Annotated in this window: 10 protein-coding genes; 6 read left to right on the top strand and 4 right to left on the bottom strand. The window is 66.1% G+C overall.

The features are described from left to right. Positions 1 to 7: 7 nt before the first annotated feature. Positions 8 to 1306: a serine hydroxymethyltransferase gene (gene glyA / locus NIBR502772_RS08235; protein ID WP_141139824.1), complete on the bottom strand. Its 1299-nt coding sequence runs from the start codon at positions 1304 to 1306 to the stop codon at positions 8 to 10. A 257-nt stretch (positions 1307 to 1563) separates the two neighbouring features. Here glyA and purU point away from each other — a divergent pair, with 257 nt between their 5' ends. From purU to NIBR502772_RS08220, 3 genes are read left to right on the top strand one after another with little or no spacing between them, the layout of a single operon-like run. Further along, entirely contained in the window at positions 1564 to 2424 is an 861-nt protein-coding gene (purU, locus tag NIBR502772_RS08230) for a formyltetrahydrofolate deformylase (protein ID WP_058929694.1), read from the top strand. 27 nt (positions 2425 to 2451) lie between these two features. Then, a complete protein-coding gene (locus tag NIBR502772_RS08225) occupies positions 2452 to 3129 on the top strand; it encodes a class I SAM-dependent methyltransferase (protein ID WP_141139823.1) in 678 nt (225 codons plus the stop codon). A gap of 23 nt (positions 3130 to 3152) precedes the next feature. Further along, entirely contained in the window at positions 3153 to 3671 is a 519-nt protein-coding gene (locus NIBR502772_RS08220) for a gamma carbonic anhydrase family protein (RefSeq protein WP_141139822.1), read from the top strand. A 10-nt stretch (positions 3672 to 3681) separates the two neighbouring features. Here the strand turns inward: NIBR502772_RS08220 and NIBR502772_RS08215 are convergent, their stop codons facing one another. Together NIBR502772_RS08215 and NIBR502772_RS08210 are read right to left on the bottom strand one after the other, a co-directional pair. Continuing rightward, complete coding sequence (locus NIBR502772_RS08215) at positions 3682 to 5376, bottom strand: NAD(P)/FAD-dependent oxidoreductase (RefSeq protein WP_210412409.1); 1695 nt, start codon at positions 5374 to 5376, stop codon at positions 3682 to 3684. Further along, on the bottom strand, positions 5373 to 6911 hold the full coding sequence (locus NIBR502772_RS08210) for an amino acid permease (RefSeq protein WP_141139821.1): 1539 nt from the start codon (positions 6909 to 6911) through the stop codon (positions 5373 to 5375). The genes NIBR502772_RS08215 and NIBR502772_RS08210 overlap by 4 nt, the downstream gene beginning before the upstream one ends. Positions 6912 to 7069: 158 nt before the next feature. On the opposite strand from NIBR502772_RS08210, the gene NIBR502772_RS08205 reads away from it, so the two are divergent. Then, positions 7070 to 8695 (top strand): PucR family transcriptional regulator, encoded by a 1626-nt coding sequence (locus NIBR502772_RS08205; RefSeq protein ID WP_141139820.1) that lies wholly within the window; start codon positions 7070 to 7072, stop codon positions 8693 to 8695. Here NIBR502772_RS08205 and NIBR502772_RS08200 read toward each other — a convergent pair. Continuing rightward, the gene (locus NIBR502772_RS08200; RefSeq protein WP_246848737.1) at positions 8674 to 9468 is read right to left on the bottom strand and encodes a carbon-nitrogen hydrolase family protein; all 795 of its coding nucleotides are present in this window, start codon (positions 9466 to 9468) and stop codon (positions 8674 to 8676) included. The two genes, NIBR502772_RS08205 and NIBR502772_RS08200, sit on opposite strands and share 22 nt — an antisense overlap. A 200-nt stretch (positions 9469 to 9668) precedes the next feature. On the opposite strand from NIBR502772_RS08200, the gene NIBR502772_RS08195 reads away from it, so the two are divergent. Beyond that, entirely contained in the window at positions 9669 to 10859 is a 1191-nt protein-coding gene (locus NIBR502772_RS08195) for an ROK family transcriptional regulator (protein ID WP_141139819.1), read from the top strand. 131 nt (positions 10860 to 10990) lie between these two features. Continuing rightward, positions 10991 to 12547: a multiple monosaccharide ABC transporter ATP-binding protein gene (gene mmsA, locus NIBR502772_RS08190; protein ID WP_141139818.1), complete on the top strand. Its 1557-nt coding sequence runs from the start codon at positions 10991 to 10993 to the stop codon at positions 12545 to 12547. Positions 12548 to 12585: the final 38 nt, after the last annotated feature.

Raw genomic sequence — 12585 nt, 5'->3', positions numbered from 1 at the left:
TCATGGATTACCACTGCTCGTGCTGCGGGTACAGCGGGAAATCGGCGCAGAGCTTGTCCACGCGGGACTGCAGTGCCTCGACGTCCGTGGCGGTGCCGGCCTTCAGTGCAGTGGCGATGATCTCTGCCACCTCGGTGAATTCGGCAGCACCGAAGCCGCGGGTGGCGAGGGCCGGGGTGCCGATGCGCAGGCCGGAGGTGACCATCGGCGGGCGGGGGTCGAACGGAACCGCATTGCGGTTCACGGTGATGCCCACGGAGTGCAGGAGGTCCTCGGCCTGCTGGCCGTCGAGCTGGGAGTTGCGCAGGTCCACCAGGACCAGGTGCACGTCGGTGCCACCGGTGAGGACGGAGACGCCGGCGTCGGAGACGTCGGACTGGTTGAGGCGGTCAGCGATGATCTTGGCGCCTTCGAGGACACGCTCCTGGCGCTCCTTGAATTCCTCGGTGCCGGCGATCTTGAAGGCAACGGCCTTGGCTGCAATGACGTGCATGAGCGGCCCGCCCTGCTGGCCCGGGAAGACGTTGGAATTGATCTTCTTGGCCCACTCCTGCTTGGCCAGGATCACACCGGAGCGCGGGCCGGCGAGGGTCTTGTGCACGGTGGAGGTGACGACGTCGGAGTACGGCACCGGGCTCGGGTGCAGCCCCGCAGCCACCAGTCCGGCGAAGTGTGCCATGTCGGTCCAGAGCAGCGCGCCCACTTCATCGGCGATGGAGCGGAAGGCCGCAAAGTCCAGGTGGCGCGGGTAGGCGGACCAGCCGGCGATGATGACCTGGGGCTTCTCGGCGATGGCCTGTTCGCGCAGCTTGTCCATGTCAACGCGGAAGTTGTCCGGCTCCACCTGGTAGGCAGCCACGTTATAGAGCTTGCCGGAGAAGTTGAGCTTCATGCCGTGGGTCAGGTGGCCGCCGTGGGCCAGGGACAGGCCCAGGATCTTGTCACCGGGGGTGATCATGGCGGACAATGCTGCGGCGTTGGCCTGGGCACCGGAGTGCGGCTGGACGTTGGCGTACTCGGCACCGAACAGTGCCTTGACGCGGTCGATGGCCAGCTGCTCCGCGATATCCACATATTCGCAGCCGCCGTAGTAACGGCGGCCCGGGTAACCCTCGGCGTACTTGTTGGTCAGGACCGAGCCCTGGGCTTCCATCACAGCGCGCGGGGCAAAGTTTTCGGAGGCGATCATTTCCAGGGTGCCGCGCTGGCGGCCAAGTTCCTGGCTGAGGACTGCTGCGATTTCGGGGTCAAGCTCGGCCAGCGACTGGTTGCTGACGGCGACTGTTGTGGTGGCGGTAGTAGTCACGAAAAACTCCTGGCTAGGGATACGGGCACTGCTAAGGTCAGGCTACCGGCTGGCGCTCATCATCGCCCCTTGATGACAGGGCGTGAAAGCGAACCGCACCCTCAGAGGATGCAGTTCCGGTAAGACATGACCCTCGGCCCAGGCGTACGATCCGTGGTCTTCGTGATTGCCACTCCCTGGTGGTTAGCCACCCAACGCCAGTTGCGACCCCACCAGACTACCAAACGCGGGCGGGCCGCGCGGGTAGGCTTGTAGTCGTGACTGAAGAGCAGCTGAACCGAGCTTACGTATTGACATTGTCCTGCCCGGACCGACCCGGAATTGTCCACGCTGTGGCCGGAGCGCTGCTGGTGGCGGGCTGTAATATTTTGGACTCGCAGCAGTATGGCAGCCCCGCAACCGGCAACTTCTTTATGCGGGTGGAAGCGACGACGACGGCCTCCCGGGCCGAGGTCCAGGCTGCCCTCGAGCCGGTGGTCCACTCGTTCGGCATGCAGTGGAGTCTCAACCCCGTGGGCCAGAAGGTGCGCACGCTCCTGATGGCCAGCACGTCCGCGCACTGCCTCAACGACATCCTGTTCCAGCAGCGCTCCGGCACCCTGCCCATCGAGATCCCCGCCATTGTTTCCAACCACCGCGACCTTGCCGGGCTGGCCGAGTTCTACGGCATCCCGTTCCACCACATCCCGGTCACCCCGGACACCAAGGCCCAGGCCGAGGACAAGCTGCGCGCCCTCATGGCCGAGCACGATATCGAACTGACCGTCCTGGCCCGCTACATGCAGATCATTTCGGATGACCTGTGCGCGGAGCTCACCGGCAAGGCCATCAACATCCACCACTCGTTCCTGCCGTCCTTCAAGGGCGCCAAGCCCTATCACCAGGCCCACGCCCGCGGGGTCAAGCTGATCGGCGCCACTGCCCACTACGTCACGGCTGCCCTGGACGAGGGCCCCATCATCGAGCAGGAAGTCATCCGCGTGGACCACGCCCGCACGCCTGAGCAGTTCGTGCAGATGGGCCGGGACGTGGAGGGCCGCACGCTGACGCAGGCCGTCCAATGGCATGCAGAACACCGGGTCCTCCTGGACGGCAACCGGACAGTGGTCTTTAACTAAGCGGTCCCCTATTTAAGGTCGTTGGCCATGGACGCAGTTGAGAATGCACTGGAGGAACCGGGCAACGAGCAGCGCCTCGCCGAGTTCTATAACCGCCGCGCGGCGGCCGGCACGGAACATACGCTTGCGCCCCAGCGGGTAGAACAGCGAGAGCGGTTCATCTCGCTGCTCAAGGCCGAGGGCCGGCATAACGTCCTGGAGATCGGCTCCGGCATGGGGCTCGATGGCCTGGAGTTCGTCCGGGCCGGCATCCATTACACCGGCGTTGACCTCTCCGAGGAGCACGTCCGCAGGTCCCGGGCGAAGGGCCTGGACGTCTCCGTGGCCAGCGCCCGGCAACTGCCCTTCCCGGACGGAACCTTCCCGGCCCTCTGGACCATGAGCACGCTGCTGCACGTCCCTGCCACCGATATCGACGGCGTCCTGCGCGAACTGGTGCGCGTCACGGCACCCAGCGCGCCAATCGCCGTCGGTCTCTGGTCCGGTGAGGATGAAGAGGTCCTGAACCCCGAGGACGACGTCGAACCCCGGTTCTTCAGCCGGCGCAGCGACGCGACGGTGCGGCAGGTCTTTGGCCGGCACGGTGCCATCGAGGACTTTGTCACCTGGCCGGAAGGCAACGGCGAGGAATCCGGCCCGGGCGCGGGGACCTGGACGCAGCACTACCAGTTCCTGATCCTCCGCACCCCTGACTCTCCCAAGTGAGGGGAATGTCCTAGGCTTGGCCCATGGCTCCTCTTCACACTTTCGCCGGGAACACCCCGGCCGTCCACGAATCCGCCTTCATCGCCCCGACGGCGTCGATCATCGGCGAGGCCACGCTCGCTGAGGACTCGAGCGCCTTCTACGGTGTGTCGGTCCGGGCGGACACGGCGGCCATCAGCGTCGGCGCCGGCAGCAACCTGCAGGACAACGTGGTGCTGCACGCCGATCCGGGCTTCCCCTGCAGCGTCGGGGCCGGGGTCAGTGTGGGACATGCCGCCGTCGTCCATGGCTGCACTGTGCAGGACGACTGCCTGATCGGCATGGGCGCCACCGTGCTTAACGGCGCGGTGATCGGCACCGGCTCGCTCGTGGCAGCCGGCGCCGTTGTCCTGGAGGGGACTATTGTGCCGCCCCGCTCGCTGGTTGCAGGCGTCCCGGCGAAGGTACGGCGGGAACTCACCGACGAGGAGTTCGACGGCGTGAAGGCCAACGCCGCCCGCTACGTCGAACTGGCCCGGGCGCACCGGGAACTGCACGGCTAGTCCCACCTGCTCAGTCGAGGCTGATAGGCCCGATGGCGTCCAGGAGTTCGCCCGGACCGGGGTTGCCAACCGCCGAGGTCCCGCCCAGGTGGTTCACCACACCCCACACCGCGTTCAGGCCGGTGGTTACGGCGCCCTCGGCCCAGCCCGCGGTAAAGGACACGTCGTCACCCGCGAGGAAGATCCCGCGCTGGGATTCGGGCAGCTTGTCCTGCTTGAAATGCGTGAAGAGGCGCTGTTGGTAGCGGTAGTGCCCCGGCAGGTTCGCTTTGAAGGCACCCATGAAGTTGGGGTCCGCTTCCCAGGAAACGGTGATGGGCTGGCCCACGATGTGGCTGGCGATGTCCACGCCCGGGTAAATCTGCTCGAGCGAGTGCAGCATCAGCTCAACGCGTTCGTCGGCGTCCAGCGCCAGCCATTTGAGCGCGTCATCGTTCCACGTGTAGGACAGCAGGATCACGGCGGGCTTGTCCGGGCCGTCCTCCAGGAGGTAGGTGGCCCTGTTCAACCGGTCCGTGAGGGTCATGGACAGGACCTCACGGCCGGTGTCCGGATCGATGTCCTTCCAGAACGGCCGGTCCACCATCACAAACGTCTTGGATGACTGCATGTAGTGCGAACGCTCGATCGCAGTCCACAGTTCGGCCGGGAACAGTGCCTCCTCGGTGTGGATGCGCGTGGACAGCAGCCAGGACTGGCACGTGGTGACCACGGCGGGGTAGCTGGCTTCGCGGCCCCAGCGCTCCCGGATCCGGAGGTCGCCGTCGGCATCGCGGCTGATCTTGTCCACGGCGCCGCGGGGTGAGCCGGAGTGAAGGGACGCCAGGGACGTTCCGTCGGGCCAGTGGGCCATGCCCGACGGCGCGTGCTGCCACAGTGCCACGGGCAGCCGTTGCGCTCCCCCGCTGATGAACCGGTGCTGGTCATCGGCGTCGGTGTAGACCACGCGGAGGATTTCCAGGATGGAGTTGGGGAAGTCGGTGTCCCAGCCACCGGTGCCGAAACCCACCTGGCCGAAGGCCTCACGGTGGGCGAAGCCGGCTTCCTTGAATGACTCGCTCCCGGCGATGAACCCGTAGAAGGTCTGCTCGTCCATGATCGGCAGCAGCTCGTTCCAGAGATCCTTGATCCGGCCCGTGTCCCGGGCCCGGATGGCTTCCTGCATTTCGACGAACTTCGCGCCGTCGTTCACGGCCGCCTTCCAGGCATCGGCCACCTCGCGGAAGAACGGCGGCAGGTCCTGGGCGGTCTCGGCGTAGTATTTCTGGCCCGTAAGTTCGATCACGGTGCTGGAGGTGACGGGCGCCAGCGGGTTGGGGAAATCCTGCGTGTCCAGCCCCAGCAGGTCCACGTAGTAGTAGAACGCACGCCCGGAAACCGGGAACCGCATCCCGCCCAGATCGGCCACCACGCCGGGAGCGGACGGGAAGCTGGCGGTGCGCAGGCGCCCGCCGATCTGGTCCGCTTCGTAGACCACGGGGCGCAGGCCCAGCTTCATCAGTTCGTAGGCCGTGACGAGGCCCGAAAGGCCCGCGCCGACCACTGCCACCTCGGTGCCGTAGAGTTCCGGTGGAACCGCACCGAGCCCTGCCGGGTGGGCGAGGTAGTGGTCGTAGCTGAACGGAAAATCCGGGTTCAGCATGGTGATGGGGCCAGTCTGTGTGCTGGACGGGTCAGAGGCCGGGAGTTCGGTGGCGACGGTCATGAAAGCTCTGCCTTAGTTCGTTCGGGGGTGGACAGCGTTGAAGATTCCGGCCTGCTCAGCTCACGGTATTCCTCGTGGCTCAGCGCCGCTACCCTGGAGTTCCGTCGGCCGTAGCCGAAGTAGGCCGCCAGGCCCACCAGCATCCAGATTCCGAAGGTCACCCAGGTGTCGGCGCCGAGGTTGGCCATGAGGTAGGCGCACATCAGGGCGCCGAGGATCGGGGTGAGCGGGAAGAGGGGGACGCGGAAGGTGCGCTCGAGTTCGGGCCGCGTGCGGCGCAGGTAGATCACGGCCACGTTGACCAGGGCGAAGGCGAACAGAGTTCCGATGCTCGTGGCGTCGGCCAGGGCGCCAAGCGGGACCAGCCCGGCGGTGAGGGCGACGGCGATTCCCACCAGGAGCGTGCCGGCCGCGGGGGTGCCGGTCCGGCGGGAGACGCGGCCGAAGATCTTGGGGATGAGCCCGTCGCGGGACATGGAGAGCAGGATGCGGGTCTGGCCATACAGAACCGTGAGCACGATGCTCGCGATCGCGAGGACGGCGCCGACGGCGAAGACGAGGGCGATCCAGGGCTGGCCCGTGGTTTCTTCCAGGATCTTCACGAGGGCCGCTTCGGTACCGTCGAACCAGCCCCAGGGGCGGGCGCCGATGGCCGCGACAGCCACCAGGACGTAGATGGTGGTGACGATGACCATGGAGAGCATGATGGCGCGGGGCAGGTCGCGCTTGGGGTTGCGGGCTTCCTCGCCGGCGGTGGAGGCGGCGTCAAAGCCGATGTAGGAGAAGAAGACCCGGGACGCGGCCGCGGACACTCCGGCGGCACCCATCGGCAGGAGCGGTTCGAAGTTGCCCGCGTTGAATGCGGTGAAGGCCACCGCGCAGAAGAAAAGGAGAATGCCCACCTTGACCACAACGATGGACGTGTTGATCCAGGCGCTTTCCTTGGCGCCCCGGACCAGCAGAATGGTTGCCAGCACCACGATGACCATGGCAGGGATGTTGACCAGGCCGCCGTCGCCCGGGGGCTGGGAGACGGCGTCGGGCAGGACCTGGCCGAACACGGCGAGCGCCTCGTTCACGTACTGGCCCGCGCCGACGGCAACGGCAGCGACCGAGACGGCGTACTCGAGGACCAGGCACCAGCCGCAGATCCAGGCCATGCCCTCGCCCATGGTGGCGTAGGTGTAGGAGTAGCTGGAGCCGGACACGGGGACCATGCCCGCCATTTCCGCGTAGGACACGGCGGACAGGAGCGCGGCGAACCCGGCGATGGCGAACGAGATCCAGATCGCGGGGCCGGCCAGCGGAACCGATTCGCCGAGGATCACCAGGATGCCGGTCCCTAGGGTGGCGCCGACACTGATCATGGTCAGCTGCAGGACCCCGAAGCTGCGGACCAGTTTCGGCCCACCCTGGCCGATTTCCGCCTCGCTGACCATCTGCCCGATGGATTTCCGGCGCAGCAGTTGCGCGCCCAGCCCGGGACGGCCGGCCGCACGGCCCGTGGCCGGTCCGGAGAGTGTTGGCACAGTCATCATTGACGTCCGTTCGTGAGTAGTTGTCGGTTTCCCCACCCCAGCGTAGGGGTGTGAGCCGTATCTCAGGGATGTGCAAAGTGACCTATAGTGTTCAGGCATGAGACGTATTGCACCAACCATGAACCGCGCCGAACTCCCCTGCCCGGAGCCGCTCCGTGCAGCCTGAGGCGGCGGAGCACTTGGATGCCGTAACCCTGGGCCAGTTTCTGGCCGCGCTCCCCCGGGACCTCACCGTCCTGCACGACGCCGGGAACGCCGGCACCCCTTTGCGCTGGGTGGAGCCCAGCGAACTGGAGGATCCCACGCCCTACCTGCTGGACGGGGAGTTCGTGCTGACGGCGGGACTGCCGTTCAAGGACGACGGCGGCACGAAGGAGAGTGCCGACGCGTACGTGCGGCGGCTGGTCGGCGCAGGCGTCGCCGCCTTGGGGTTCGGCCTGCAGCCCTACTTCGACGCCGTCCCGGACCACGTGCTCTCGGCATGCCAAACGCATCGGCTCACGCTGGTCCAGATCCCCAGCAGTGTCCCCTTCGCCGCCATCGGCCTGGAGTTCTCCAAGCTCCTGGAGTCCGGCAACGCCCGGGTCTTCCGTCAGCTGGCGGACACCAACCGGCAGCTGATGCGGGCGGTGCTGTCGGCCAGGCCCGAGCATGAGCTCCTCTCCGCCCTGGCGCAGCGGGTCCCGGTATGGGCCCAGCTGTTCGGGGCGGACGGCCGCGTGCGGGCCCGGGCCGCAGCAGCCGGGACCGGCGGGACCAGCCCGGCCGCCGCCGTCGAGCCTTCCGCCCTGCAACCGATGCTGAAGCGGCTGCTGGCTGGCAACGGCCCGCGGGTGGAGACGGATTCCCTCCCCGCGAACGGTTCCGCCCTGGTTTTTGGCCATCCGCTCCGAAGCACCAAGGACGCCACCCTCGGGGCACTCATCCTCGGCACGGACAGGCCGCTGACCCCGGCGCAGAACAGCGTGGTGTCCTCGGTGGTGGGGTTGCTGGAACTGCTGGTACGCCAGCGCACCAGCGGCTCCCTGGCCCCGAGCCAGCTGGCGACGGCCCTCCTGCTGCACCCGGACAGCCTGGCCGTCGGCTCAACCCGGCAGCTGAACGTCCTCAGGGACCTTCTGGCGCAAAGCGTTTCCGGAACCCGGTCCGGTGCCCTCCGGGTGGTGCAGGGCATCCGGGCCGACGCCTCTGCGCCCGCGTCGTCGGACGGCCCTGTCCGGGAGCTGCTGCAGTGGCGCCGGCTGTTCGACACAAAGATGGTGGAACTGACTGACTACGGGTTCGCCGCCGTCACCCGGCTCAAGGTGGACGACGCGCTGCTTCATGAAGTGGAGGACCTGGGCTGGCGGCTGGTGGTGGGTGATCCCACGGAAATGGCAGGACTTCCTGCCGCGTACCAGCGTGCATCGTCACTGCGGCCCCGCGTCCAGGCCAGCGGACAAAGTGTGCGCGTGGATGACGTCACGTGGTCGGTCACTGGGCTGCTGGGCCGGGGCGCCGGCACCATGCTTGCCGCCCGGCTGCTGGAGCCGGTCCTGGCGCAGGAGCCTGACCGGCGCAGCTCACAACTCAGTGTCTTGAAGGCGTGGCTGGGCGAAAACGGCAACTGGGACGCCTCGGCAAAGGTCCTGGGCATGCACCGCAACAGCGTGCGGCGCCAGATCAACGCCCTCGGCGAGCTGCTGGCCATGGACCTTGGTTCCGCCCAGGCCAGGGCTGAACTGTGGATTGCCCTGCAGTACGTGGACGGGGTGGAGCCTCAGATGCCCCAGGACCGGTAAAGATCCGGGCGGCGTTCGCGGAGGTAGGGCACCAGGCCACGGGCGTTTCCGGCGGCGTCAGGGTCCACCTTGGCGTACAGGATTTCGGTTCCCGGCCCGGCGGCGGCCAGCAGGGAACCGTCCGGGCCGGCGACGACGCTCCCGCCCAGGAATTCGCAGCCGTCCTCGGTTCCGCAGTGGTTGGCGTAGGCGATGGTCAGCTGGCTTTCCAGCGCACGGGCCCGGAGCAGGACCTGCGGAACGGTTTCGAAGCCGTGCGCCAGGGCCGTGGGCACCAGGAGCAGCTCCGCGCCGCCCAGCGCCGCGGCCCTGACTGTTTCGGGAAATTCCACGTCATAGCAGATCACCATGGATGTCCGGAACCCGTTGAAATCGACGACGGCGGGACCCGCGTCCGCGGGACTGAACGCCGCGCGCTCGTCATCGCCAAAGAGGTGCACCTTTGCGTAGGTGAGGAGCTCGGCGCCCGCGCCGTCCACCAGCGTGGAGGTGATGTGCCAGCTGCCGCTGTCCGTGACCGACGGCAGGCTGTAGACCAGCCCGATACCGTGGCGGCGCGCGATGCCGCGCAACGTCTCGCGGATGGCAGGGAGCCGGGCCGGGTCCAGCTCCGCGCGGAGCCGCAGCGGGGCGTAGCCCACGGGAAACAGCTCCGGCGTAACCAGGACTGCCGCGCCTTCCGCGGCAGCGGCGCCGGCCGCCGCATCCAGGGCGGCGCGGTTTGCCTCTATGTCGAGTACGCGGGCGTTTGCCTGCATCAGGGCCAGCAGCACCGTTACCACCTCACATGATCGGGACGGCCAATGCGTCCGCTTTTTTCCAGCCTAGCCACCGGACCTGAACGGCATCCGGGGCCAATTGCACCGGCCAAGGCCACAGGACGGGCGGATCGTCCCATCAATTTGTCTCATTCGGCAGACTCCTTGCGTTAACTTCTTGACTGCAACCGTAAAAGTAGGGCAGTCTTCTTTTCATGTCCGCCACACCGCGCTCGACGAGGAGCAAGCCAAAGAATCCGGGATCCCAGTCGGCCCTCCGGCAACTGAACCAGCAACGGATCATCGAGACCCTCATGAGCGGCCCGTCCACCCAGGCCGAGCTTGCGCGCCAGACCGGCCTCTCCACGGCCACGGTGTCCAACATCGTCAAAATCATGCAGGAGACGGGCCTGGCGTCAACCGAACCGATCACCAGTTCCGGACGCCGGGCACTCAACGTAAGACTCAACAGCAACGGCGCGGTGGCTGTGGGAATCGACTTCGGCCGACGGCACCTGCGCGTGGTTCTGGCATCCCTGAGCTACCACGTGATCGCCGAGGAATCCGTCCTGCTGCCGCTCGGCCACCAGGCCGAGGAAGGCATCCGGGCCGCCGTCGCTCTGCTGGACAAACTGCTACAGCAAAGCGGCGTGGACCGGACCCTGGTGGTGGGCGCCGGCGTCGGAATTCCCGGCCCCATCGACCGCCGGACCGGCACCGTGGCGCAGGGCGCCATCCTCCCGGAATGGGTGGGAATCAACATCCTTCACCATCTGGAGGAAACCCTCAAAATACCCGTATTCGTTGACAACGACGCCAATCTTGGCGCTTGGTCCGAGGTTACGTGGGGACCGCATTCAGGCGTGAGCAACCTGATGTTCCTCAAGATCGGATCGGGCATCGGCGCCGGCCTTATCCTCAACGGCGCGCCCTACTACGGCACCGTTGGCATTACCGGCGAAATCGGCCATGCAACGATCCACGAGCACGGGCTCGTGTGCCGCTGCGGCAACCGTGGCTGCCTGGAAACTATCGCCTCCACCACCACCATGATTGAGCTGCTGGGCCGCGGGGAAGACCCACCCCTCACACCTGCGGACATCGTGCGCAAAGCCCTGGCGCGCGACTCCGCAACACTCAGGGTAGTGGACGATGCAGGCCTGGCCGTTGGGCGCGCCCTGGGCAACGTAGCGAACCTGATCAACCCTGAAGTGATCGTGGTGGGCGGCCCTCTCGCGGGCCTGGGCGACCTGCTGCTCGACCCCATTCGGCGGGGGCTTATCCGTCATGCAGTGCCGGTGATCGGCGAGACCACCACGCTGACGATGTCCTCACTTGGGGACCGCGCAGAGGCTTTGGGAGCGGCCGCACTGGTGTTCCAGCATGCCGGGATCCGGCGTGCGTAGCCGTTTCGTTACCCCGGTAATTGCGTTAAAGACTTGACGACAACCCGTGTGATCCAGTTTACTTTTTCATCAGACGACCCTGCGCTTTGCAGGGCGGACAAAGAAGTCATGCATTGGAGGCGTAAGGACAAATGTCGTCCCACACCACGCACACTGACCCGGTCATCCTCGAGATGCGCTCAATTACCAAGGAATTTCCCGGCGTCAAGGCTTTGGCGGATGTAAGCCTCCGGGTCAAGGCCGGCGAGATCCACGCAATCTGCGGCGAAAACGGCGCTGGCAAGTCCACGCTGATGAAGGTGCTTTCGGGCGTCTACCCGTACGGCAGCTACGACGGCGACATCGTGTACCAGAGCGAGGTCCAGCAGTTCAAGGACATCCGCGCCAGCGAGCACGCCGGCATTGTGATCATCCACCAGGAGCTGGCCCTGATCCCGGAACTGTCCATCATGGAGAACATCTTCCTGGGCAACGAACCGACCAAACGCGGCGTCATCAACTGGGCGGAGGCCCGGCAGCGGTCCACAGAGCTACTGGCCCGGGTGGGCCTCAGGGAAGACCCGGACACCCCCATCAAGGAGATCGGCGTCGGCAAGCAGCAGTTGGTGGAGATCGCCAAGGCCCTGAACAAGTCGGTCAAGATCCTCATTCTGGACGAGCCCACCGCTGCGCTCAACGAATCCGATTCCCAGCATCTCCTGGACCTGATGCTCGGCCTCAAAGGCAAAGGCATCACCTCGATCATCATTTCCCACAAGCTCAATGAGATTGAGCAGATCGCCGATTCCATCACCATCATCCGGGACGGCAAGGCGATCGAAACGCTCGACGTCAAGGCCGACGGCGTCGACGAGGACCGCATCATCAAGGGCATGGTGGGCCGGGCCCTCGAGTCCCGCTTTCCTGACCACACGCCGAAGATCGGCGAGGTGTTCTTCGAAGTCAAGGACTGGTCCGTGGGCCACCCCGCCATCCAGGACAGGCTTGTCTGCAAGGGCTCCAACTTCTTCGTACGCCGCGGGGAAATTGTGGGATTCGCCGGGCTGATGGGTGCCGGCCGCACCGAGCTGGCCAGGTCTGTCTTCGGTCGCTCGTACGGACGGTTCATCAATGGCCACATCTACAAAGACGGCAAGGAAGTCGTCCTCAAAAACGTTCGGCAGGCGATTGACGCCGGACTGGGTTATGTGACGGAGGACCGAAAGTCCCTGGGCCTGAACCTGCTCGATGACATCAAGGCCACCACCGTTTCAGCGAACCTCAAGAAGATCAGCCGAAACAGCGTGGTGGACACTGCCAAGGAATTCGCAGTAGCCGAGCAGTACCGCAAGGCACTGCGTACCAAGACGCCCTCCGTGGAGGAAGGCGTCGCCAAGCTCTCGGGCGGCAACCAGCAGAAGGTGGTCCTGGCGAAGTGGATGTTCACGGACCCGGACCTCCTCATCCTGGATGAACCGACGCGGGGCATCGATGTGGGCGCCAAGTACGAGATCTACGGCATCATCCAGCAGTTGGCCAACCAGGGGAAGGGCGTCGTGGTCATCTCTTCCGAGCTGCCCGAGCTGCTGGGTCTTTCCGACCGCATCTACACCATCTTCGAGGGCGCCATCACCGGCGTCCTGAACAAAGAGGAAGCGAGCCAGGAAAGCCTCATGAAGCTGATGACCTCCGCCCGCAAGGCCGCCTGACCCTCTGGAATCCTCCAGATCCTTCCAGATACAAGGAC

It is taken from the genome of Pseudarthrobacter sp. NIBRBAC000502772 (assembly GCF_006517235.1).
Lineage (GTDB): Bacteria > Actinomycetota > Actinomycetes > Actinomycetales > Micrococcaceae > Arthrobacter.
This window is presented reverse-complemented; position numbering and strand designations above follow the sequence as displayed.

Excerpts from the sequence above, each read along its gene's own strand:
- mmsA (WP_141139818.1), top strand. The coding sequence starts at position 10,991 with ATGTCGTCCCACACCACGCACACTGACCCGGTCATCCTCGAGATGCGC.
- NIBR502772_RS08215 (WP_210412409.1), bottom strand. The coding sequence starts at position 5,376 with ATGACCGTCGCCACCGAACTCCCGGCCTCTGACCCGTCCAGCACACAG.
- NIBR502772_RS08195 (WP_141139819.1), top strand. The coding sequence starts at position 9,669 with ATGTCCGCCACACCGCGCTCGACGAGGAGCAAGCCAAAGAATCCGGGA.
- NIBR502772_RS08225 (WP_141139823.1), top strand. The coding sequence starts at position 2,452 with ATGGACGCAGTTGAGAATGCACTGGAGGAACCGGGCAACGAGCAGCGC.
- NIBR502772_RS08210 (WP_141139821.1), bottom strand. The coding sequence starts at position 6,911 with ATGACTGTGCCAACACTCTCCGGACCGGCCACGGGCCGTGCGGCCGGC.
- NIBR502772_RS08220 (WP_141139822.1), top strand. The coding sequence starts at position 3,153 with ATGGCTCCTCTTCACACTTTCGCCGGGAACACCCCGGCCGTCCACGAA.